The sequence below is a fragment of the Salinarimonas ramus genome (assembly GCF_014645695.1).
Taxonomy (GTDB): Bacteria; Pseudomonadota; Alphaproteobacteria; order Rhizobiales; family Beijerinckiaceae; genus Salinarimonas; species Salinarimonas ramus.
In genome coordinates this window covers 281,871-304,197 of the sequence record NZ_BMMF01000004.1, presented here as the reverse complement: position 1 = coordinate 304,197, position 22,327 = coordinate 281,871, and the positions used below count along the sequence as shown (strand labels likewise).

Here is a 22,327-nt window from a genome sequence, read left to right as displayed (position 1 = left end):
CGCGCACTACGCGCGGGCGTTGCGCCCCGAGCGCGGGTTTTCCACGGCCGAGGTCCTCACCCTGCGGCCTTCACGCCCTTCTTGCGCTTCGCGTACTCGACGAGCGCCTCGTCGGGCTCCTCGGGAAGGCGGATCTCGAGGACGGCGAGCAGGTCGCCCTGGCCGGACTTGGACGGCAGGCCCTTGCCGCGCAGCCGGAAGGTGCGCCCGCCGGACGACATCGGCGGAACCTTCATCTCCACGGCGCCGGTGAGCGTCGGCACGCGCACGGGCGCGCCGAGCACCGCGTCCTCGAGCGGGACGGGGATGCGCACGCGCAGGTCCGCGCCATCCTTCGTGAAGCGCTCGTGCGGGGCGATCTCCACGGTGAGCATGACGTCGCCGGGCTCGCCGAGCGCGCTCGCCTGGCCGAGGCCGCGCAGGCGGATCACCTGGCCGTCCGACACGCCCTTGGGCACCATCACCTCGACCTCGCGGCCGTTGGGCAGGCGCACGCGCTTCGTCGCGCCCGCCGCGATCTCCTCCAGCGTGACGGTCATCGTCGCCTCGAGGTCGGCGCCCTTGGCGGCGGCGCGCCGGGCTCCGCCCGCGCCGGCGCCGGGGCCGCCGCCCGGTCCCGCGCCCGAGAAGCCGCCGAAGCCGCCGGGGCCGGCGCCCGTGCCGCGGGCCTCGGCCTGCCGGAAGGCCTCGCCGAAGATCTGCGAGAAGAGGTCGTCGGCCGACCCGGCGCCCCGCGCGCCGCGGGCGAAGCCCTCGAACCCGCCGAACCCGCCGGAGCCCGCGCCCGCACCCGCACCCGCGCCGCGCCCGGCGCCTCCGCCGAACCCGTCGAAGCCGCGGAAGCGCGGCTTGCCGTCGCCGTCGATCTCGCCGCGGTCGAACTGCTTGCGCTTGTCCGCGTCGCCGAGGATCTCGTAGGCGGTGTTCACCTCGGAGAACTTGGCGCCCGCCTTGGGGTCCTTGTTCTGGTCGGGGTGGTATTGCTTGGCGAGCTTGCGGAAGGCCTTCTTGACATCGGCCTCGCTCGCCTGGCGGGACACGCCGAGGACGTCGTAGGGATCGCGCATCGCTCGTACCTGGTGGGCTCTTCGTCTGGCGGCTCGGCGGCGGCCCGGTCGGCGCCGCTTCCGTCCAAGGATATGGGAGAGGTGTTGCGCGCGCGCAACTACCCGACGGGCATTACCCGGGAAGCCGGGGCATGAGATCGGCGGGGAGCGCCTCTGCCGGAAGAGGTGCCTCGGCGGGACTATCGGACGGCGCTTGCGCGAGGCGGGCCTCCTCGATGCGCCAGCGCCCGGCGGCGATCCGGCAGGCGCGCCCCTCGTAACGCGCGGGCGGCGCAGTCTCGCGCAGGGTCTCGGCGGCGAAGCGCCGGCAGACGAGGGCGCCTTCGAGATGCGGCGGCGCCGCGGGCGCGATCGTGCCGCGGGTTTCGCTCGCGGGATCGGCGAAGGCGATCGCATCGCCGGGTCCGAGAGGGTCGAGCGCGCGCATCAGGGCGGCGTTCGCTTCGGCGAAAGCGCCGCCGGCCAGGCCCAGCGTCAGCGCATCCGCCGAGGGGAGCAGCGGGGTGATGGAGCCCGTCGTCGTCGGCTCGCCGGTCGACAACGTCGCCAGCGGGCCGGCGCCGGCGCAGGCGCCGAGCGCGAGCGCGACCACGAGCGCGCCCGCGACGACGAGCGTTCGCGCCGCTTCTGGGCCGCGCGTCGCTTTCGCCCTATGATCCGTCTCGAACAGCCCGTGCGGGAGGGGGCCCATGCGTCACTCCCGTGCGACCACCACGCGCGGAGAGTGAAACGTGGACGAGTTAACGGCCGGTGACTTCACGCAAGCCGACGAGCCCTATTCCCTGTTCGAGGCCTGGTTCGCCGAGGCCGCGGACAAGGAGCCGGAGGATCCCAACGCCATGGCGCTCGCCACCGCGGACGGCTCGGGGCTGCCGAACGTGCGCATGGTGCTCCTGAAGGGGCACGATCCGCGCGGCTTCGTCTTCTACACCAACACCGAATCGCAGAAGGGCGAGGAGCTCGCGGCGAACCCGCAGGCGGCACTCTGCATGCACTGGAAGAGCCTGCGCCGGCAGGTGCGCGTGCGCGGCGCCGTGGAGCGCGTCAGCGACGCGGAGGCGGACGCCTACTACGCCTCGCGCCCGCGCCAGAGCCGCATCGGCGCCTGGGCGAGCCGCCAGTCGCGCCCGCTCGAGAGCCGATTCGCGCTGGAGAAGGCGGTGGCGACGAACGCCGCCAAGTTCGCGGTGGGCGAGATCCCCCGCCCGCCGCACTGGACGGGCTTCCGCATCCTGCCCGCGCGAATCGAGTTCTGGGCCGACCGCCCCTTCCGCCTGCACGACCGCGTCGTCTTCACGCCGCAGGAAGGCGGCGGCTGGGCCCGCCAGCGGCTGTATCCGTGAGCGTCGTGCGCGTCGCGTCGTGGCCGATTGACGGCGGTGGCGCGACGCGCAGGATGGACGGGCGCAGCTGCACGAGCGCGACGGCTAGCCCGTGGCGCCGCGTTCGGGGCATGCTCCGCGCCATCCGTCGTCGATCGCGATCGACGCCGCCGGCGTCGCGCCGGCCAACGAACAGGGAAGGATCAGGGTCTATGAGGACCTCGCATCGTCATTCGCTCGCGCTCGCTGCGAGCCTCCTCGCGCTCGCCGCCGCCGGCGCGCTCACGGCGCCGGAGGCGCTCGCGCAGGAACGGGACACGCTGCGGCTCGGCATGCAGCTCGAGCCGCCGATGCTCGACCCGACCGCCGGAGCCGCGGCGGCGATCCGCGAGGTGACCTACGCCAACATCTTCGAGGGCCTCGTGCAGATCGCCGGCGACGGCGCCGTGGTGCCGGCGCTCGCCGAGAGCTGGGAGGTGTCCGAGGACGGGCTCGTCTACACGTTCGACCTGCGCGAGGGCGTCACCTTCCACGACGGCACGCCGTTCGACTGCTCGATCGTGCAATTCTCCTACGAGCGCGCGGTCGCGCCCGATTCGACCAACGCCCAGAAGGGGCTGTTCGAGCCCATCGCCTCGACCGAGTGCCCGGACCCCTACACGGCGGTGGTGACGCTGAGCCAGCCCTCCTCGCGCTTCCTGTTCAACATGGCCTGGGGCGACGCGGTGATGGTGGCGCCGAGCTCCGCCGAGACCAACAAGACGAACCCCGTCGGCACGGGGCCCTACCGCTTCGCGCGCTGGGTGCAGGGCGACCGGGTGGAGATGACCCGCAACGCCGATTACTGGGGCGACGCGCCGGCGATCGAGAACGTGGTCATCCGCTTCATCTCCGACCCCTCCGCCGCCACGGCGGCGATGCTGGCGGGCGATCTCGACGCCTTCCCCAACTTCCCCGCGCCCGAGGCGCTGCCGCAATTCGAGAACGACGATCGCTTCACCGTGGCGGTCGGCGCGACGGAGGGCGAGGTGCTGCTCTCGCTCAACAATTCCCGCGCGCCCCTCGACGACGTGCGCGTACGCCGGGCGCTGGCCCACGCCATCGACAAGCAGGCCATGCTCGATGCCGTGCAGAACGGGCTGGGCACGACGATCGGCTCCTTCTCGACGCCGGCGAGCCCGGGCTACGTCGATTTCTCCGACGCCTATCCGTTCGACCCCGACCAGGCGCGCGCGCTTCTCGAGGAGGCCGGCGCCGCGGGCGCGACCATCACGATCCAGCTTCCGCCCCCGGCCTACGCCCGGCGCGGCGGTGAGGTGGCGGCGGCCTACCTGCAGCAGGTCGGCCTGAACGTCGAGCTCGTCCCGATCGAGTGGGCGCAATGGCTGGAGCAGGTCTTCCGCGGCTACGATTTCGACGCGACCATCGTGGCGCATACCGAGCCGCGCGACCTCGATATCTTCGCGCGCGACGAGTACTACTTCAATTACGCGAGCGAGGAATACCGCGAGACCTACCAGCGCTATCTCGCCGCCACCGACCAGGACGAGCAGGCGCAGATCGCGGGCGAGCTCCAGCGCATCCTCTCGGAGGACCAGCCGGCGGTGTTCCTCTACGCGCTGCCCAAGATCGGCGTGTGGCGCGCGGACCTGGAAGGCCTGTGGACCAACCAGCCGATCCCCGCCAACGACGTCACCGAGGCGCGCTGGGCTCGGTGAAATGAGAAGGGGGGCGTTCGTCAGGGAGCGCCACCCATGTCATCCCGGGCCGCGAAGCGGACCCGGGACCCAGAACCGCAGGTGCTCGACGGAGCGGCGTGCCGACGCCGCGGCCACCGAACGCCTGCATCGGCGGGACTTGGACGGACGCGCTCTCGCGCGCCCTGAACCAGGCCTCTCGTGTTCTGGGTCCCGGATCGCCTTCGGCGTCCGGGATGACATTCTTGGAGAGGATCGACACCCCGTGTCCCGCTACCTCCTCGGCCGCACGATCGCGCTCGTCCTCACCGCCCTCGCGGCGAGCCTCGTCGTGTTCGTGGCCATGGCCGTGCTGCCCGGCGATCCCGCCGCGATCATCCTCGGCACCGGCGCGCGGCCCGACACGCTGGCCGCGCTCAGGGCCGAGATGGGGCTCGATCAGCCGGTCGCATGGCGCTACCTCGAGTGGATCGGCGGCTTCCTCGTCGGCGATCTCGGCACCAGCTACACCTATTCCGTCCCCGTCGCCGATCTCGTCGCGCAGCGCGCGGCGGTGAGCCTGCCGCTCGCGGTGCTCGCCCTCGTGCTCTCGACGCTGATCGCGATCCCCGTCGGCGTCTACGCCGCCTCGCGGCGCGGGAGGGCGGGAGACGTCGCGACGATGGGCGTCGCGCAGGTGGGCGTCGCCGTGCCGAACTTCTGGCTCGGGCTCATGCTCGTGATCCTTTTCGCGCTGACGCTCGGCTGGCTGCCGGCCTCCGGCTTCCCCGGCTGGGAGGCGGGGCTCCTCGCCGGGCTCGAGGCGCTGATCCTGCCCGCGCTGGCGCTGGCGCTGCCGCAGGCGGCGATCCTCGCGCGCGTGACGCGCTCCTCCGTCATCGAGACCCTGGGCGAGGACTTCATCCGCACGGCCCGCGCCAAGGGCCTGTCGGGCGAGGCGGCCCTGTGGCGCCATGCGGTGCCCAACGCGCTCATCCCCGTCGTCACCATCATGGGCCTGCAATTCTCCTTCCTGCTCGCCGGCACGATCATCATCGAGAACGTCTTCACCCTGCCGGGGCTCGGGCGCCTCGTCTTCCAGGCCATCGCGCAGCGCGACCTGATCACCGTGCAGAGCCTCGTGACGCTGCTCGCGATCTCCGTCATCGTCGTCAACTTCCTCGTCGATCTCGCCTACGCCGCCCTCGATCCGCGGCTGTCGCGAGGAGGCGCGCGATGAGCGGCGTCGTGCGCAAGACGGGCGGGCGACGGCTTCCGGCCGCGAGCCCGAGCCTCGTCGTCGGCCTCGTGATCACGGCGATCTTCGTAGCCATGGCGCTCGTCTCCCTCGTCTGGACGCCCTACGAGCCGACCGCGCTGAACATCCTGAACAAGCTCGAGGCCCCCTCGCTCGCGCATCCGCTCGGCACCGACTTCTTCGGGCGCGACGTGCTCTCGCAGATCATGGCGGGGGCGCAGGTCTCGATCGTGGTGGCCGTCGTCGCGGTGCTGGTGGGAGCCGGCATCGGCGTGCCGCTCGGCGCGCTGGCCGCGGCGCGGGGCGGGCTCGTGGACGACGTCGTGATGCGTTCGACGGATCTCGCCTTCGCCTTCCCGGCGCTGCTGACGGCGGTGATCATCACCGCGCTCGCGGGGCCGGGCGCGGTGAACGCCATCGTGGCGATCGGGATCTTCAACATTCCCGTCTTCGCGCGCCTCACCCGCGGCGCGGCGCTCGGGCTGTGGAAGCGCGACTTCGTGTTGGCCGCGCGCTGCGCCGGCAAGAGCGATCTCGCCATCACGATCGAGCACGTCCTGCCCAATTGCACGGCGGTGCTCGTGGTGCAGGCGACGATCCAGTTCGCGCTCGCCATCGTGGCCGAGGCGGGGCTCTCCTATGTGGGGCTCGGCGTGCAGCCGCCGCAGCCGTCCTGGGGCAAGATGCTGTTCGACGCGCAGACCTACATCTACACCGCACCCTGGCTCGCGATCTTCCCGGGCCTCGCCATCACGATCGCGGTGCTCGGCCTCAACCTCTTGGGCGACGGGCTGCGCGACGCGCTGGACCCCAAGGTGAGGCGCGCGCGATGAGCCGGCTCCTCGAGATCGAGAACCTGCGCGTCGAGATCCCGGCGCTCACCGGCGCGGCGCCGATCCTCGAGGGCGTCGACATTGGCCTCGACCGGGGCGAGAAGCTCGGCATCGTCGGCGAATCGGGCTGCGGCAAGTCGATGACGGCGCTCGCGATCATGGGGCTCCTCCCCGGCGCCGCGCGGGCGACCGGTGCGATCCGCCTCGACGGGCGCGACCTGCTCGCGACGTCCGAGCGCGAGATGCAGGGCATCCGCGGGCGGCGCATCGCCATGGTCTTCCAGGAGCCGATGACGGCCTTGAACCCGGTCAAGACCATCGGCGCGCAGATCGCCGAGAGCCTGATCCTGCACCTGCGCCTCCCGAAGGCGCAGGCCGCCGAGCGCGCCCGCGCTCTCCTCGACCGCGTGGGCCTGCCCGGGCCGCGCTTCTCGCTCGATCTCTACCCCCACCAGCTCTCGGGCGGGCAGCGCCAGCGCGTCGTCATCGCCATCGCGCTCGCCTGCGGGCCCGACGTGCTCATCGCCGACGAGCCGACGACGGCGCTCGACGTGACGATCCAGGCGCAGATCCTCGATCTGCTCGAGGATCTCGTCGCCGAGATGGGCATGGCGCTCGTCCTCATCACCCACGATCTCGGGGTCGTCGAGGAGACCTGCGAGCGCATGATGGTGATGTATGCCGGGCGCGTGGTCGAAAGCGGGCGCACGGCGGACGTCTTCGCTCACATGGCGCATCCCTATACCCGCGGGCTCTTCGCCGCCTCGCCGCGCTCCGCGCTCCTGACCAGCGCGCGCGAGCCGAGCGGGCGCAAGCGCCGGCTCGCCGCGATCCCGGGCCAGGTGCCCGATCCGCGCGCGCGCCCGCCGGGCTGCGCCTTCGCGCCGCGCTGCCCGCGCGCGCAGGACGATTGCCGAGCCGCACCCCCGCCGCTCGCGCCGCTCGGCGCACCGGGCCGGGCCGATCACGCGGCGGCGTGCCTGCACCCGCATCCGCCGAGCGGGATGGCGGGGGACGTGGCGGCGTCCGCTGAGGGTGCACGATGAGCATCCACGAGGACGCCCCGCCGCTCGTCGAGGTGCGCGATCTCGTGCGCCGCTACCGCCTGCCGCGGCGCACGCTGTTCGAGCCGGCGCCCACCTTCACGGCGCTCCACGGGGTGAGCCTGACGCTTCGTCCCGGCGAGAGCCTCGGCATCGTCGGCGAATCGGGCTGCGGCAAGTCCACGCTGGCGCGCACCGTGATGGCGCTCGAGACGCCCCAGGAGGGGAGCGTGCGCTTTCGCGGGCGCGACCTGTTCGCGCTCTCGCGGGCGGAGCTGCGCGCGGAGCGCAAGCACTTCCAGGCGATCTTCCAGGACCCGTACGGGTCGCTCGACCCGCGCCATTCGGTGGGCCGCATCGTCGCCGAGCCGATCCGCTCGCTCGAGCCCGACGTCGACGCCGTCGCGCGCGAGACGCGCGTGCGCGAGGCGCTCGACCAGGTGGGTCTGCCGGCCTCCGCCGCGGAGAAGTACCCGCACGAATTCTCCGGCGGCCAGCGCCAGCGCATCGCCATCGCGCGGGCGCTCGTCACCCGCCCGGCGCTGATCGTCTGCGACGAGCCGGTGTCCGCGCTCGACGTCTCGGTGCAGGCGCAGGTGCTCAACCTGATGATGGACCTGCAGGAGGAGCTCGGCCTCGCCTACCTCTTCATCAGCCACGACCTCTCGGTGGTGCGGGTGATCACGGACCGGGTCTGCGTCATGCGGGCCGGGCGGATCGTGGAGGAGGGCGCGACGGACGCGGTCTTCGACAACCCGGCCCACGACTATACGCGCACGCTCCTCGACGCCGTCCCGGGCCGCCGTCGGCGTGCCCGCGCGGGGGAGCGCGTGCGCGCCGACGAATGAACGACGAAGAAGAAGGAATGCTCCGATGACCGCCGCCTCCCCAGCCTCCCCAGCCTCTCACGCCCTCGCCGACCTCACGGCCTGCGACCTCGTCGCCGCCTACGAGGCGCGGCGCCTCTCGCCCGTCGAGGTCACGCAAGCGGTGATCGCGCGCATCGAGGCGGCGGAGCCGACCCTGCACGCGCTGTGGGCCTTCGATCCGCAGGCGGCGCTCGATGCGGCGCAGGCCTCCGAGGCGCGCTGGGCGAAGGGCGAGCCCGCCGGGCCGATCGACGGCGTGCCGGTGACGATCAAGGAGAACATCGCCACGAAGGGGCTGGGCATGCCGCTCGGCACCGCCGCGCGCGACCTCGTGCCGTCCGCCCTCGACGCGCCGCCGGCGGCGCGCACCCGCGAGGCGGGCGGCGTGATCATGGCGCGCACGACGATGCCCGATTACGGCATGCTGTCGTCCGGCCTGTCGAGCTTCCACGATCTCGCGCGCAACCCGTGGAACACGGACCTGAACCCCGGCGGCTCCTCCGCCGGCGCCGGCGCCGCCGCCGCGGCCGGCTATGGCCCGCTGCATATCGGCACCGACATCGGCGGCTCGATCCGCCTGCCGGCCGGCTGGTGCGGCGTCGTCGGCCTCAAGCCGAGCTTCGGGCGCGTTCCCATCGATCCGCCCTTCCTCGGGCGCGTCGCCGGCCCGATGACGCGCACCGTCGCCGATGCGGCGCTCTACATGAGCGTCCTCTCGCGACCCGACACGCGCGACACGATGTGCCTGCCGCCGGCGGACCTGCCCTGGCTCGACCTCGACCACGGCGTCGCGGGCCTGCGCATCGGGCTCGTGCTGGATTGCGGCGTGGGTGCCGACGTCGAGCCGGAGGTGCGCGCGGCGATCGAGCGGGCGGCGCACGCCTTCACGGAAGCGGGCGCGATCGTCGAGGAGGCGGGTCCGTTCCTCACCCGCGAGATGCTCGACGGGCTCGATCGCTTCTGGCGCGCCCGTGCCTGGTCGGACATCGGGAGCCTGCCCGAGGCGAAGCGCGCGGCGATCCTGCCCTACATCCGCTCGTGGGCGGAGAGCGGGGCGGCGCTCTCGGGGGAGGAGGTCTATCGGGGCTTTGCGCAGATCGACGCCATGCGCAAGGCGACCCTGACGGCGAGCGCGCCCTACGATCTCTTGATCTCGCCGGTGGCGCCGATGCCGACCTACCCGGCGGACCGGGCCTCGCCGACCAACGACTGGCAGCGCCCCTTCGAGCACATCGGCTTCACGGTGGGCTTCAACATGTCCGAGCAGCCGGCGATCTCGGTGAATTGCGGCTACACGACGAGCGGGCTGCCCATCGGCCTGCAGATCGCCGGGCCGCGCTTCGCCGACATGGCCGTGCTGCAGGCGGCTGCGGCGTTCGAGCGCATGCGCGGCCCGCAGCGGGCATGGCCGGTCTTCGGGTGAGGTGAGATTCGGGGTGAGGCCGAGGACGATCGCCCGCGCCGTGGCTCACGGCGCGGGCGATGCGATCAATCCTCGTACTCGTCCTCTTCGTCCGGCGGTCCGCCGATCGGGCCCTGGCCCTGACGGATGCCGTAGCGGCGCTCGAGGCCGGGACCGCCGGGGCCGGGACCGGGACCGGGGCCTTGCCCGGGTCCGCCCTGGAAGCGCTGCGGACGATCGGAATAATCGCGCTGCGGCCGGTCGGCCGGGTCGCGGCCGATCTTCGGCAGGAGATGCGCGAGATCGATGAACTCGTCCGCCTGGCGGCGCAGCTCGTCGGCCACCATGGGTGGCTGGGTCGAGATGGTGGAGACCACCGACACGCGCACGCCTTTGCGCTGGAGCGCCTCGACCAACGACCGGAAGTCGCCGTCGCCGGAGAACAGGACGATGTGGTCCACGTGCTGGGCGAGCTCGAGCGCGTCGATGCACAGCTCGATGTCCATGTTGCCCTTCACCTTGCGGCGGCCCATGGAGTCGACGAACTCCTTGGTGGGCTTGGTCACGACACGATAGCCGTTGTAATCGAGCCAATCGATTAGCGGGCGGATCGAGGAGTATTCTTGGTCCTCGACGAGCGCCGTGTAATAGAACGCCCGAAGCAGGTAGCCGCGCGATTGAAATTCTTTCAAAAGGCGCTTGTAGTCGATGTCGAAGCCGAGCGTCTTCGTGGTCGCGTAGAGATTGGCGCCGTCTATGAATACGGCAATGCGTTCTTGGTCCTTCATGACTTCAATATCTCCGATCGAAATCGCGCAAAACAGGCCGAACCGGCAATGATGCGTGGCCGTTCGGCCGTCCACGCGTGTCTAACGTTACGGTAGTCTAGGTGCCACGTATGGCCACCTCGCTCGAATAGACGCGCGACGGCGGGTCGTGTCAAGGCGAGTGTCGGAAAGCGCCGAAACGCAGCCCGCGCACCGGCATTCGCCTATTTTCGCGCGAAGCCCGGTGGTAGCCGCGCTCACCCCTCGCGACGCTCCCCGCGAAGCGCCGCCGCATAGGCGGCGACCGCGCCCTCGAAGCCCATCACCAGCGCGTCCGCCGTGAGCTCGTGGCCGATGGAGGCCTCGGCGAGGTGGGGGATGGCGGCGACGAGGGGCGGGATGTTGTCGAGGTTGAGGTCGTGCCCCGCATTCACGACGAGGCCGTGCGCCTTCGCCGCGAGCGCCGCCTTGGCGGCGGCGTCGAGGAGGGGCGCGTGGCGGCCCGCCTTCCAGGCCTCGGCGTAGGAGCCCGTGTAGATCTCGATGCCGTGCGCGCCGATCTCGGCTACGCGGGGGACGACCGCGGGGTCCGGATCGATGAACAGCACGATGCGCGTCTCGATCCCCTCGAGCGCGGCCAGCGCCTCGCGCACGAGCGTCGTCTGCGCCGCGTCGAGCTCGAAGCCCTTGTCGGAGGTGAAGACGTCGGGGGCGTCCGGCACGAAGGTCACCTGCTCGGGACGCACGGCGCGCACGATCTCGAGAAAGCGCGCGTCCGGGTAGCCCTCGAGGTTGAGCTCGCAGGCCGGGCGCATGCCCTCCATCGCCGCGGCGATTGCGTCGACGTCGGTGCGGCGCACGTGGCGCTCGTCGGGGCGCGGATGCAGCGTGATGCCCTGCGCGCCCGCGCGGGCCGCGAGCGGCACGAAGGCGGCCGGGTCCGGCACGCCGGTCTTCCGCGAGTTGCGCAGGAGGGCGATCTTGTTGAGGTTGACGCTGAGCCTCGCCATGGCCGTGCTCCGAATTCGACGAGCGCGGACCATAACGCCGCCCGCGCCGATGTCGAGCATGCCGATGGCGCGCCGGTGGGGCCGCCGCGACGCCGGGTCGCGCCGCAGAGCGTGCATCGTCTCTCCCCGAGAGCGAACGGAATGGCCCGCTTGTTCGTTGGCCGCCCGATCGAACCGGGGCGGTGGGTCCGCGGACGCGGCCCGCGCAGGTCGCATGCTCGCCTCCCGCGATGCTTCTCCCAGAAGAACGGGCCGGGAGGTCTCATGCCCAATTACGAAAACTTCCTCGAATACGGCTATTGGCACTTCGACGTCATACGCCACATCTTCGCGCTGACGGTGGCGGCCTTCCTCGCGGGGCTCGCCTATTTCATCATGACGATGAACAACGTCGCGCCGCGCTACCGCCTCTCGAGCGTGATCTCGGCGGTGGTGATGGTCTCGGCCGCGCTCGAGATCTTCCAGCTCTGGCTGCTGTGGAACCGCACCTTCACCTTCAACGAGGCGAGCGGGCTGTGGACGCGCGTCGACGGGATGATCTTCTCCAACGGCTATCGCTACGCCAATTGGTCGATCGACGTGCCGATGCTGCTCACCCAGCTCCTCGTCGTGCTCGGCTTCTCGGGCCGCGCCTTCTGGGCGAACTGGGGGAAGTTCACGCTCGCCGGCCTGCTGATGATCTGGACCGGCTATGTCGGCCAGTACTACGAGCCGGCGGTGGCCGGCTTCTCCGATACGCAGGCGGTCGCGCCCTTCTGGATCTGGGGCGGCGTCTCGACGGTGTTCTACCTCTACATCCTCTGGCTCGTCTATGCTGTGACGCATCGCCCCCCGGAGACGCTCTCGGCCCGCGTGGCGGGCGAGATGAACCGCATCTTCCTGCTGCTGCTCGTCGCCTGGACGCTCTATCCCATCGCCTACCTGATCCCGGCGGTGTGGGTGTCCGACGAATCGGTGCTCGTGCGCCAGGTGCTGTTCACGACGGCCGACATCACCTCGAAGCTCGTCTTCGGCATCATGCTCTCGCGCGTCGCACGCCACCGCTCCATCGAGGAGGGCTACGGTCCCGCGCTCGCGGTGCAGGGCGAGATCTATCCCGACCGCATCGAGCGCCCGCATCGGGTGCGCGAGCCGGCGGAATAAGGCGCGAGCCATGCGCCTCGATCGCGATCTCGTGATCCTCGGAGGCGGCTGCGCGGGCCTGAGCCTGGCGCAGCGCCTCGCGGACGCCGGGCCGCGCGCCCCGCGCACCCTGGTGCTCGAGGCGCGCGAGACCTATCGCGACGACCGCACCTGGTGCTTCTGGCGCACGCGCCCGCACCGCCACGAGCGAATCGTCGCGCATGCATGGCCGCGCGTGCGCGTCGCCACCGCGAGCGGCGGGAGCGCCGTCGCCGAGGCGCCGGGCATGCCCTACCAGATGATCCGCGGCGCGGACTTCTACGCCGCGGCGCAGGCCGCGATCGCGGCGAGCCCGGATGTCGATCTCGCGCTCGGCGCACGCGTCGGAGCGGTCGCGCCGCTCGCCGGCGGCGGGTTTCGCGTGGAGACCGCCGCAGGGCCGGTGACGGCGGGCGCCGTCGTCGACACGCGTCCCGACCGGCGGCCCGCACCCGGTGGCGCGCGGCTCTGGCAGAGCTTCCGCGGGCGCGAGATCGCCTGCGACACCGCCTGCTTCGATCCCGGCACCGTCGAGCTCATGCGTTTTTCGCCGCCGCGCGCCGATCGCGTGGTCTTCACCTACGTCCTCCCCCTCGCCCCCGACCGGGCGCTCATCGAGACGACGGCCTTCGCCCGCGATCCCCTGCCGGCGCCGGCGCTGGCGGAGGATCTCGACGCGGCCGTCGCGGCGGTGACCTTCGGGCGAGGCGGGCGGGCTCTTCGCGAGGAGCACGGCTGCCTGCCCATGGGGCTCGTCGCGCCCACGCCATCGCGGACGCCCGGCCTCGTGCGGGCAGGGCTGATGGCGGGCGGCGCGCGGCCGTCGAGCGGCTACGCCTTCCGCCGCATCCAGGCCTGGGCCGACGCTTGCGCGGACGCGCTCCTCGCCGGGCGCGGACCCGTCCCGGCGGCGGCGGACGGACGGCTCCTCGCCTTCATGGATCGCCTGTTCCTGCGCGTTCTCGCCGCGGATCCTGCACGGGGACCCGACCTGTTCGCGGCGCTCTTCCGGCGCACGCCCGCGCCACGGCTCATCCGCTTCCTCTCCGACGAGCCGACGCTCCTCGACGCGGCGGCGCTCGCCGCCGCCCTGCCGCCGCTGCCGTTTATCCGCGCGCTCCTCACGCCGGACCGTGCGGTCGCCGGAAAGACCGCGCTGCCCGCGCGCGTGAAGGAGGCGGCGCGATGACCACCGACGACGCGCTGCGTATCCAGGGCGTCGCCTACGGCGCCGTCGCCCTCGTCGTCGCCTTCGGCGCCGCCGCGCTCCCCGCGCTCGCAGCCATGCCGACGACGACGGAGATCCTCGTCGTCGCGGCCCTCGTCCTCGTGCTCGGCGTGCCGCACGGGGCTTTCGACGTGCTCTGGGCCAAGCGCACGCTGGGTCTGTCCGGCGTGAAGCGCTGGCTCGTCTTCGGCCTCGCCTACTGGGCCGCCGCCGCGCTCGTCGTGGCGGTCTGGGCGTTCGCGCCGATCCTCTTCCTCGCCGTCTTCCTGATCGCCTCGGCGGCGCATTTCTCCGGCGATCCCGAGGGTCATGCGGCGTTGGGCACCCGTGCCGCGGCGGGCATGGCGCCCCTCGTCGCACCGACGCTGCTCCACGAGGAGGCGGTCGCACGCCTGTTCGGCCTGCTGGTCGGGCCCGAGGCCGGCGCCTTGGTGGCCGGCGGGCTCGCGACCCTCGCCTGGCCGGTCGTGCTCCTCGTCGTGGGCGCGGTCGTCTGGGAGACGCACCGCGACCGCGGCCGCACCGCCTTCGAGGTCGGCGCGACGGCGACGCTCGCTCTCCTCGCGCCGCCGCTCGTGGCCTTCGCCGTCTATTTCTGCCTGATGCATTCGGCCCGCCATGTGCTCCGCACCGCGCGCGCGGCGGGCACGACGTCGCCGGCCACCCTCGTCGCCATCGCGGCGGCGCCGATGGTGGGAACGCTCGCGCTCGGCGGGGCGGCCTGGGCGCTCCTCGCCGAGGCGGCGCTCGATGCGCGGACGATGCAGGTGCTCTTCGTGGGGCTCGCCGCGCTCACCGCGCCGCACATGGCCCTCGTCGAGCCGGTACGCGCCCGCGGCTGGGGCTTTCCGAGCCGCGTGCGCGCCACGCTGGAAGAAGGCTGAGGTCAGCCGGCGCGGCTCTCCAACGCGAGCCGCGTGCGCAGGACCGCGAGCACCGCCGCCTCCTCGGGCTCGAGCCCGTCGAGCTCGCGGGCGAGCGCACGCTCCGCCTCGCGGGTCACCTCCTCGGCGAGCGAGCCTTCGAGATAAGCCGAGAGCACCTCGGGGTGGACGTAGCACTTGCGGCAGATGGTCGGCGTGTTGCCCAGCCGCGAGGAGACCTGCTCGATGGCGGCCTTGAGATTCTTCTTCGCCGCCGCCTTGGTGTCGAAGGCCTCGAACTCGCGCAGCGCCACGGCGGCGAGCACCGTGCCGCCCCAGGTGCGGAAGTCCTTCGCCGTGATCTCGCGCCCGGTGATCTCCCGCAGATAGGTGTTGACGTCCGCGCTCTCGACCGCGTGGCGCGTGCCGTCCTCGTCGACCCATTGGAAGAGGCGCTGGCCGGGCAGGTCCTCCAGCAGGCGCACGGTGCGCGCGACGCGCCGGTCGCGCACCTTGAGCCGCCATTCCTTGCCGCCCTTGCCGCTGAAGACGAAGCGCAGGTTGTCGCCCTCCACGTCGACGTGCTCGTCGCCCAGTGTGGTCAGGCCGTAGGTCTTGTTGCGGCGCACGTAGTCCGCGTTGCCGACGCGGATCAGCGTCGTCTCGAGCAGATGCACGATGGTGGCGAGCACCTTCTCGCGGGTGAGCGTGCGCTTGCGCATGTCCGCATCGACCCGCTCGCGGATCTGCGGCAGCGCCTCGGCGAAGGCGACGAGATGCTCGAACTTGGTCGAATCGCGCACCTCGCGGAAGCGCGGATGGTAGCGGTATTGCTTGCGCCCGCGCGCGTCGCGCCCCGTCGCCTGGATGTGGCCGTTCGGGTCGGGCGAGATCCACACGTCCGTGTAGGCCGGCGGCACGGCGAGCGATTTCAGGCGCGCCAGCTCCGCCTTGTCCTTGATCGTGCGGCCCTTGGCGTCGGTATAGGTGAAGCCCTTGCCCGAGCGCTTGCGGCGTATGCCGGGCTCGTCGTCGGTGACGTAGGTGAGGCCGGCGCTCTCGGCGGCGTCCGCCGGGTCGACGACGCCGCTCTCCGCGAGGCTCTCCTGCGGGGCCGGCTCGGCGTGAAGCGCGCTCACGGGCGAGCCTCCGCGCCCGCGGTGCGGCGCCGGCGGCGGCGCAGGTTGCGCAGCTTCATCACGAGGACGGAGCCAGAGAGCACGAGGCTCAGCGCGTTGAAGATGATGATCGGCAGGCTCCAGATCAGGAGCCCGTAGGCGATCCACAGCGAGAAGGCCGAGACCGTCACCACGTACATGCGCTTCGAGATCGCGCCGGTGTCGCCCTCGCGCCAGGATTTCCACACCTGCGGCAGAAAGCTCGCGGTGGAGCACATGCCGGCCACGGTGCCGATCAGGGTCGGAAGATACGCCTCCATCGACGCTGCCAAGCCTCCTCGTCAGGGAGCTGTGGCAACGGCGATGCTCGTGCGGCGTTCCGCGGGCGCCCTGCGGCAGCCCGCCGCTTCCGCCTCAGGGCAGCATCATCTCGCAATTGGGAGCGGCGTGCAGCAGCCGCTCGACGCCGATCACGCACCATTCCACATCGTGAGAGCTCTGCAGGAAGACGCCGAGCTCCTCGCGGATGAGGTAGTTCACCCGGTGGTGGCGCACGACGGGGCCGCGCTGGACCGCCGCGGTCGCCGTGCAGAAGCGCCGCGGGATGAAGCTGTCGCCCCAGGGACGGAACGCCACCGGCCGCACGTGCTCGATGCCGACGATGCGCAGCCCCGAATTCCAGAAGCGAGCCTCGCGGCGATTGAACTCGCCGGAGATCGTCGAGAGGATGGTGGGCGCGTCGCAGGAGGGGACGGTGCCCGCGAAGGGGCTCACGCGCTCCTCGGCCGGCGGGGCGCCGTAATACCAGCCGCCGAGGCGCTCCTCGGCGATGTCGCCGCGGGCGTAGTCGGCGGCGATCGCGGGCGCCGCGAACGTGATGGCGAGCGCGCCCGCGAGGGCGAGGAGCGCCGACTTCATCGTCGTCTCGGCCGGAATCGTCTTGCGCATCGCCGTTCATCCTCCGCGGGTGCGTATTCGCGGGCGACGATGCGCAAGCCGACGGGGGAAATCAAGCCGCGGGGCACCTCCCGTCCACCGCCGGCGCCGCGCCGTGTCCTCGCGGCGACAGGTCGCATCGCGATACGTGCGCCGGCGCGAGGCGACGATGCGGAAGGTGAAGGATCGGTTAACCCGATCGATCTATCCTCGCGCGAGGGGAGGGCGTATGCGCGTCGACCGGCAAGGGCTCAGCGAGGGCGATCCGACGCTCGACGCGGAGGCGGTGGAGACCGCCGCCTTCGTGCTGGCCCTGCGCGCCAAGGGCTATCGCGACAAGGCGGTGCTCGGCGCCATGGAGCGCGTGCCGCGAAACCTGTTCGCGCCCCGGCGTTTCGCCGACCTCTCCCGCTCCGACGTCGCGCTGCCGCTGCCCTACGGCCAGACCATGTCCGCGCCCACCACCGTCGCGGCGATGCTCGTCGCGCTGGCGCTCGAGGAGGGCATGGCGGTCTACGAGGTCGGCACGGGCTCGGGCTACGTCTCGGCGCTTCTCGCGCGCCTGGGTGGCGTGGTGGAGAGCGTCGAGCGCATCGAGGCCTTGTGCGACGCGGCCGCGCTGCGGCTCGGCCAGCTCGACGTGGCCGCTTCGATCGGGCTCGGCCACGGCGACGGGCTCCTGCCCCGGCGCAATCGCGAGCGCTTCCCGCGCATGCTCGTCAACGGTGCGCTGCCGGCCTTCCCCGACACCCTGCTCGAGCGCCTCGCGCCCGGCGGGCGCCTCGTCGGCGCGCTCACCGTCGACGGCTTCCCGCGCCTCGCCGTCGTCGAGAAGAACGAGGAGGGCGTGACGACGCGCCGGCTCGGCACGTCGCTGCGCATCGCGCCGCTGGTGATGCGGTGATCTCCGCACCTGACGTAAGGGCGGCTGCGGGACGTAATAAGCCGATCGGGCGCAACGCTTGCTTAACCTGAATGCCCTTTTAATCGTTGCACAGGTCGTTTCGAGTATCAGGTGCGTCGATGCGCTATCCCCAGGCTCTCCAGGGTCGATTCCGTTCCTTCGTGCCGGCGAAGGTGGCGCTCGTGGCGCTCGCGGCGAGCGCGCTCGGCGCCTGCAGCGCCGACACGATGCGCTTCGCCGATCCCTTCGGCAATCCGTTCGCCCCCGGCGGCCAAAGCCCCGTGATGACGGGCAGCGTCGAGCCGGCATCCGCCGCGCCGACGACGGCGGTGGCCAGCGCGCCGCTGCCGGCGCCGACCGGCGCGCCGATCGCGTCTCCGCTTCCCCAGCCCACGACGACGGCGAGCGTCGCCTCGGCGCAGGCGGCCCAGCCCATCTCCCGGGCGACGGCACAGGCGGGATCCGGCCAGCCCGGCTGGAGCGCGCTCGGCGGCACGCCCATCGTGGTGCGCCAGGGCGAGACGGCGTCGTCGCTGGCGGGGCGCTACAACGTGCCGATGGATGCGCTGCTTCGCGTCAACGGCCTCTCCTCCGCGGGCGACGTCCAGCCCGGACGCGCCCTGGTCGTGCCGGTGTACAGCGCCGGCGGCGCGACGCAGGTGGCCTCGGCCGCGCCCGTGGCCTCACCGACGGTGATCCCGGCATCCGCCGGCGGCGCCGCCCCGGTGCCGCCGCCTGCTCCGACCCGCGCCGCCGCGCCCACGCCGACCCGTACCGGCGCCGTCGCGTCCGGCGCCGCGCCCGTCCCGCCGAGCGCGCCGACGCGCGCCGCGAGCGCGGCCCCGACGGCGCCTCAGGCGGCTCCTCAGGCCCAGCCCGCCGCGCAGGCGGCGGCTCCCGCTCCGGCGGCCCCGGCCGCCGCGCCGCAGCAGGTCGCGAGCCTGCCCGATCCCGCCACCGGACTCGACTTCCGCTGGCCGGCCCGCGGGCGCGTGATCTCGGGCTTCGGCACCGCCGGCAACGAAGGCATCAACATCGCGGTCCCCGAAGGCACGCCGGTGCGCGCCGCGGAGGGCGGCACCGTCGCCTATGCCGGCGAGGAGCTGCGCGGCTACGGCAAGCTCGTCCTCGTGCGCCACGACGACGGCTACGTCTCCGCCTATGCGCACAATTCCGAGCTCCTCGTGAACCGCGGCGACGCCGTGCGGCGCGGGCAGGTGATCGCGAATTCGGGGCGCACCGGCAACGTCACCTCGCCCCAGCTCCACTTCGAGATCCGCAGGGGCGCCGACCCGGTCGACCCCATGCCCTACCTCACCAACTGAGCTTCCCGGGACCGACCGGCGACGTCGTTCGAGACCCGTCGTACGGATCGGGCGGGCGGAGGGGAGACCCTCCGCCCGTTCTACGTTTCGGGGGGCGAGCAGCGGGTGCCGATCACGCGTCGCTGGACGCGAGCGCGATCGCGGGCACGTCCGCCTCCGCCGGGTCGTGCCGGCGGAAGGGGCGGGCGGCGCCCGTGCCCTCGACATAGGCGAGATGCGAGACGAGCCGGCGGCCGTCGTAATGCAGCAGGCGATAGGAGGCGGGCTCGCGGGAGAAGCCGCCCTCGCCGCCGGGGCGCAGATCGAGGCTCACGGCATAGGCGAGGGAGGGCGCGACCCAGCAGGGGCGCCCGCCGAACTGCGTCTCCATCGCGCGGTGATGATGCCCGCACAGGACGGCCAGCACCTGCGGATGAGCGGCGACGATGCATTCGAGCCGCACTGCCCCGTCGACGAGACGAATGCGGTCCATGTAGCCGACGCCGCAGCGGAAGGGCGGATGGTGCACGACGAGGAGTGTGGGGCGCGCGGGCGCCTCCGTCAGCGTCGCGTCGAGCCAATCGAGCTGCGCGTCGTCGAGGCCGCCGGCGCTGGTGAGCGGGATCTTCGAGGAGAGCCCGATCACCCGCAGCGCCGCGAAGTCGCGCACGCTGCACAGCTCCGGCGCGGGAATGCGGCTTTCCCCGCCGATCTCGTGCATGAAGCAAGCGAATCCCGCAGGATCGTCGTGATTCCCGGGCACGGCAACTATCGGTCGCTTGAGCACACGCAGCATCTCGGCGGCGCGTCCGTAGGCGCGCGGGCGCCCCGCATCGGCGACGTCGCCGGAGACGATCACGAGATCGGGGCGGGGGCTGAGCGCCTGCAGGGCCGCGAAAGCCTTGTGCAGTGCAGCATTGACGTCCGCGGCCCCGGGCACGGGCTCGCCCGTGGCAGGGACGTGGAGGTCGCTGAGGTGGGCTATGAGCATCGGATCCTGGCGCGGCGCTTCTGTCGCGTCGGAGGCAGCAAGAAGCTTGCCAGTCACGCCTCGTCGCTCCAGCCATACAGCCAGGCATAGCGCTCCGCCATGCCGCCCGCGCCCATGCTCCGCAGCACGAGATCGCGCCCGAGCGCCATCGGACCGCCCGCGTGATACACCCGACCGTTCGAGCGGGCCGCCTTCTGCACGCGCAGCGCCCGCGGAACGCGCGCGGCGGCATAGGCGGTGAGGGCGCTCGCGATCGCGTCCTCTCCGCCGGGGCTCGCGGAGCGCGCCGCCTGCGGGCCCATCTCTTGCGCAGATGCGAGCCTACGCGCGAGGCAGGCCGCGTCCTCGACGGCGAGGGCCGCGCCCTGCGCGAGGAAGGGCAGGACGGGATGGGCGGCGTCGCCCACGAGCGCGAACCGGCCCCGCGCCATGCGCGCGGCGGAGCGGTCGTGCAGCGACCAGAGCAGCCAGCCCCCGGCCGCGTCGAGGAGCGCGCGCAGGTCGGGCGCGAGACCGGGCAGCGCCGCGAGGAGCGCGCGCGCCTCGCCGGGCGTCGCCCAGCCGTCGACGGGCTCGGGGCGCTGCACGATGCACACGATGTTGACGAGCGCGCCGCCGGCGATCGGGTAGTGCACCACGTGCGCGCGCCGGCCGAGCCACAGCCCCGTCTCGTCCCCCGCGAGCGGCGCCGGCGCCCGCGTGCGGGGCAGGGTGGCGCGCCAGGCGACGTAGCCCTGATAGCGCGCCGGCACGTCGCCTGAGCGCCCCTCCACCGCCCGGCGCGTCTTCGACCAGACGCCGTCGGCGCCGATGCCGATATCGGCGGCGAGCGTCTCGCGCGCGCCGTTCTCGCGGGCGAGCGAGAGGCGCACGCCGTCTTGCGCGAGGGCGACCTCGTCCACGGCGCGGCCCATGACGAGGCGCACGTCCGGGCGCGCGCGCACGGCGTCGAGCAGGATCGTCTGCAGGTCGGCGCGGTGAATCACCCAATAGGGCGCGCCGAAGCGCTTCTCCATCGCCGGAGCGAGCGGCATCTCGGCGAGCGTGCGCCCGCGCGCCATGTCGCGAATCACCACCCGCTCGGGCGCCGTGACCCGCCGCGCGAGGGCGGCGCCGAGGCCCAGATCGAGGAGGATGCGGCTCGCGTTCGGCGAGAGCTGCAGGCCCGCGCCGACCTCGGAGAAGCCGGTCCGGCGCTCGACGAGCGTCACCGGATGGCCCGCGCGCGACAGCGCGAGGGCGGCGGCGAGGCCTGCGATGCCGGCGCCGACCACGGCGACCGACGCCTTCGTCATGTCAGCGCGCGCGGCCGCTATCGGCGATGTCGAGCGCGCCGCCGGTCCACAGGCACTCGGCGGGCTCGGACTGCGTCGGCTTCAGCGTCGCCTTGTAACGGTAGAGCGTCGAGCAATAGGGGCAGATGATCTCGGCCTCGGCCCCCATGTCCAGGAATTCGTGGGGATGGTCGAAGGGCGGGCGCGCGCCGATGCACATGAATTCCTTCGCCCCGATCTCGATGACGGGAACGCCCGCGTCGTTGGCGAAGTGGGGTGTCGTCTTCTCGGCCATCTCGTGTCCGTGATCCTGTCGTCTCGAGCGGGCGGACCATAGTGCGCCGCGACGCGCGAGGCCAGAGCGAATGCGCGGCTGCCGGCAAAGGCCGCTCGAAGTCCCTCTTGCGGCCCGGCGCGAACCCCATTATGCAGACCCCTGCCGCAGGCCCCGCGCCCGCCGGCCCGCGCCCTTCGTCTAGCGGTCTAGGACGTCGCCCTTTCACGGCGAAAACACGGGTTCGAGTCCCGTAGGGCGCGCCAAGCTTCCTCTGATCAAAGATACCCCACCTGTTCATCGTTTTGCGATTGGCGCTCGACAGGAGTGTCCCCTAGAATATCTCAGACCTGTCCCCACGTCGGCATTCAATCGATGAGAGGTCGTGGGAGATTGTCGGTGGTGCGCGCTTGCCGGGCGAAATAATGAAAGATGAAACACCGCTCGGCTGGTTTAATCTGGCGCATGCGTACCTTTTCGACGCCGCCGTGCTGTACACAGCGAAGGACCGCCCCCAAGGCGGGCATTACGAGACACCTGTCCGATTCCTCTACCGCCAAGCCATTGAGTTGTTCGTGAAGGCGTATCTCCGAACGACGGGCATGTCGGACAATGAGCTCAGCAAACGGCCGTATGGACACGATCTAGTCAGGCTCATTGATGAGGCCGAGACTCGCGGAATGCTGGTCACGAAACGTATAAAGCGGGTGCGCGACAGTGAGGGTGCCGGTGATCGGCAACTGGAGACACGATACCTGCGCACCGGTCGCGCCCGCGTCCTACCGCCTGAACGTCTTCACGAGGCAGCGCGGGACCTACTAGCGCTTCTTCAGCGTCGTCTCCAACTCACGGGGACGGCTATTCCGCCTCTCCCGCGTCTTCCCGTTGTGCACCGATCCCGCAGGCTGACGGTCGCGCAGGCTGCACGACTCCTTCGCCGGCTGTAGGTCTGCATCCGGCAAGCATCTTGTGAGGCGATGATACAGTGCCGAGCGGGCTCTCAGCAGGCGCAGCTTATCCGGGCACC

22 protein-coding genes and 1 tRNA gene are annotated in these 22,327 nt (G+C 72.0%); 13 read left to right on the top strand and 10 right to left on the bottom strand.

All coding sequences use genetic code 11. From position 1 onward, the window contains the following. Positions 1-56 precede the first annotated feature (56 nt). Together IEX89_RS08245 and IEX89_RS08240 are read right to left on the bottom strand one after the other, a co-directional pair. Positions 57-1,067: a DnaJ C-terminal domain-containing protein gene (locus IEX89_RS08245; RefSeq protein ID WP_188911568.1), complete on the bottom strand. Its 1,011-nt coding sequence runs from the start codon at positions 1,065-1,067 to the stop codon at positions 57-59. A 112-nt stretch (positions 1,068-1,179) separates the two neighbouring features. After that, the gene (locus IEX89_RS08240) at positions 1,180-1,758 is read right to left on the bottom strand and encodes an RT0821/Lpp0805 family surface protein (RefSeq protein WP_188911566.1); all 579 of its coding nucleotides are present in this window, start codon (positions 1,756-1,758) and stop codon (positions 1,180-1,182) included. Between the two features lie 40 nt (positions 1,759-1,798). Between IEX89_RS08240 and pdxH the strand changes: the two genes are divergently transcribed. The 7 genes from pdxH to IEX89_RS08205 all read left to right on the top strand — a co-directional run bounded on the left by pdxH (position 1,799) and on the right by IEX89_RS08205 (position 9,491). Next, positions 1,799-2,410, top strand: a complete 612-nt coding sequence (gene pdxH, locus IEX89_RS08235) for a pyridoxamine 5'-phosphate oxidase (RefSeq protein ID WP_188911564.1) — start codon at positions 1,799-1,801, stop codon at positions 2,408-2,410. A gap of 191 nt (positions 2,411-2,601) precedes the next feature. Continuing rightward, a complete protein-coding gene (locus IEX89_RS08230) occupies positions 2,602-4,107 on the top strand; it encodes an ABC transporter substrate-binding protein (protein WP_188911562.1) in 1,506 nt (501 codons plus the stop codon). A gap of 244 nt (positions 4,108-4,351) precedes the next feature. After that, positions 4,352-5,305, top strand: a complete 954-nt coding sequence (locus tag IEX89_RS08225) for an ABC transporter permease (RefSeq protein ID WP_188911560.1) — start codon at positions 4,352-4,354, stop codon at positions 5,303-5,305. Then, positions 5,302-6,156 (top strand): ABC transporter permease, encoded by an 855-nt coding sequence (locus tag IEX89_RS08220; RefSeq protein WP_188911558.1) that lies wholly within the window; start codon positions 5,302-5,304, stop codon positions 6,154-6,156. Before IEX89_RS08225 ends, IEX89_RS08220 begins: the two co-directional genes overlap by 4 nt. Continuing rightward, positions 6,153-7,202 carry an ABC transporter ATP-binding protein gene (locus tag IEX89_RS08215; RefSeq protein ID WP_188911556.1) on the top strand — a complete coding sequence of 350 codons (1,050 nt, stop codon included), beginning with the start codon at positions 6,153-6,155 and terminating at the stop codon, positions 7,200-7,202. Before IEX89_RS08220 ends, IEX89_RS08215 begins: the two co-directional genes overlap by 4 nt. Next, positions 7,199-8,047, top strand: coding sequence for an ATP-binding cassette domain-containing protein (locus IEX89_RS08210; RefSeq protein WP_188911554.1), 849 nt, complete (start codon positions 7,199-7,201; stop codon positions 8,045-8,047). Before IEX89_RS08215 ends, IEX89_RS08210 begins: the two co-directional genes overlap by 4 nt. A gap of 25 nt (positions 8,048-8,072) precedes the next feature. Then, on the top strand, positions 8,073-9,491 hold the full coding sequence (locus IEX89_RS08205; protein ID WP_188911552.1) for an amidase: 1,419 nt from the start codon (positions 8,073-8,075) through the stop codon (positions 9,489-9,491). 65 nt (positions 9,492-9,556) lie between these two features. Here the strand turns inward: IEX89_RS08205 and IEX89_RS08200 are convergent, their stop codons facing one another. Both IEX89_RS08200 and IEX89_RS08195 read right to left on the bottom strand, forming a co-directional pair. Beyond that, positions 9,557-10,258 (bottom strand): LabA-like NYN domain-containing protein, encoded by a 702-nt coding sequence (locus IEX89_RS08200; protein ID WP_188911859.1) that lies wholly within the window; start codon positions 10,256-10,258, stop codon positions 9,557-9,559. Between the two features lie 236 nt (positions 10,259-10,494). Then, complete coding sequence (locus IEX89_RS08195; RefSeq protein ID WP_188911549.1) at positions 10,495-11,247, bottom strand: pyridoxine 5'-phosphate synthase; 753 nt, start codon at positions 11,245-11,247, stop codon at positions 10,495-10,497. A gap of 264 nt (positions 11,248-11,511) precedes the next feature. Between IEX89_RS08195 and IEX89_RS08190 the strand changes: the two genes are divergently transcribed. Genes IEX89_RS08190 through IEX89_RS08180 form a run of 3 tightly spaced genes read left to right on the top strand, consistent with a single transcriptional unit; the run spans position 11,512 to position 14,520 of the window. Continuing rightward, positions 11,512-12,390 (top strand): bacteriorhodopsin, encoded by an 879-nt coding sequence (locus IEX89_RS08190; protein WP_188911547.1) that lies wholly within the window; start codon positions 11,512-11,514, stop codon positions 12,388-12,390. Between the two features lie 10 nt (positions 12,391-12,400). Next, positions 12,401-13,597, top strand: a complete 1,197-nt coding sequence (locus tag IEX89_RS08185; protein ID WP_188911539.1) for a lycopene cyclase family protein — start codon at positions 12,401-12,403, stop codon at positions 13,595-13,597. Then, entirely contained in the window at positions 13,594-14,520 is a 927-nt protein-coding gene (locus IEX89_RS08180) for a Brp/Blh family beta-carotene 15,15'-dioxygenase (RefSeq protein ID WP_188911538.1), read from the top strand. Before IEX89_RS08185 ends, IEX89_RS08180 begins: the two co-directional genes overlap by 4 nt. Positions 14,521-14,522: 2 nt before the next feature. Here the strand turns inward: IEX89_RS08180 and IEX89_RS08175 are convergent, their stop codons facing one another. The 3 genes from IEX89_RS08175 to IEX89_RS08165 all read right to left on the bottom strand — a co-directional run bounded on the left by IEX89_RS08175 (position 14,523) and on the right by IEX89_RS08165 (position 16,565). Next, the gene (locus IEX89_RS08175; protein WP_188911536.1) at positions 14,523-15,638 is read right to left on the bottom strand and encodes a DNA topoisomerase IB; all 1,116 of its coding nucleotides are present in this window, start codon (positions 15,636-15,638) and stop codon (positions 14,523-14,525) included. Beyond that, complete coding sequence (locus IEX89_RS08170; protein ID WP_188911534.1) at positions 15,635-15,937, bottom strand: SemiSWEET family sugar transporter; 303 nt, start codon at positions 15,935-15,937, stop codon at positions 15,635-15,637. The genes IEX89_RS08175 and IEX89_RS08170 overlap by 4 nt, the downstream gene beginning before the upstream one ends. Positions 15,938-16,031: 94 nt before the next feature. Continuing rightward, a complete protein-coding gene (locus tag IEX89_RS08165) occupies positions 16,032-16,565 on the bottom strand; it encodes a hypothetical protein (RefSeq protein WP_188911532.1) in 534 nt (177 codons plus the stop codon). Positions 16,566-16,782: 217 nt separating this feature from the next. Between IEX89_RS08165 and IEX89_RS08160 the strand changes: the two genes are divergently transcribed. Then, positions 16,783-17,457: a protein-L-isoaspartate O-methyltransferase family protein gene (locus IEX89_RS08160; protein ID WP_188911530.1), complete on the top strand. Its 675-nt coding sequence runs from the start codon at positions 16,783-16,785 to the stop codon at positions 17,455-17,457. Between the two features lie 119 nt (positions 17,458-17,576). Further along, a complete protein-coding gene (locus IEX89_RS08155) occupies positions 17,577-18,782 on the top strand; it encodes a M23 family metallopeptidase (RefSeq protein WP_188911528.1) in 1,206 nt (401 codons plus the stop codon). A 112-nt stretch (positions 18,783-18,894) separates the two neighbouring features. Here the strand turns inward: IEX89_RS08155 and IEX89_RS08150 are convergent, their stop codons facing one another. The 3 genes from IEX89_RS08150 to IEX89_RS08140 are packed head-to-tail and all read right to left on the bottom strand — an operon-like array spanning position 18,895 to position 21,321. Beyond that, complete coding sequence (locus tag IEX89_RS08150) at positions 18,895-19,752, bottom strand: phosphodiesterase (RefSeq protein WP_188911526.1); 858 nt, start codon at positions 19,750-19,752, stop codon at positions 18,895-18,897. A 53-nt stretch (positions 19,753-19,805) separates the two neighbouring features. Further along, positions 19,806-21,047 (bottom strand): FAD-dependent oxidoreductase, encoded by a 1,242-nt coding sequence (locus IEX89_RS08145; RefSeq protein ID WP_188911524.1) that lies wholly within the window; start codon positions 21,045-21,047, stop codon positions 19,806-19,808. A 1-nt stretch (position 21,048) separates the two neighbouring features. Beyond that, entirely contained in the window at positions 21,049-21,321 is a 273-nt protein-coding gene (locus IEX89_RS08140; RefSeq protein WP_188911521.1) for a zinc-finger domain-containing protein, read from the bottom strand. 169 nt (positions 21,322-21,490) lie between these two features. Here IEX89_RS08140 and IEX89_RS08135 point away from each other — a divergent pair. Next, positions 21,491-21,566, top strand: a tRNA-Glu gene (locus IEX89_RS08135). The last annotated feature ends 761 nt before the right edge of the window (positions 21,567-22,327 follow it).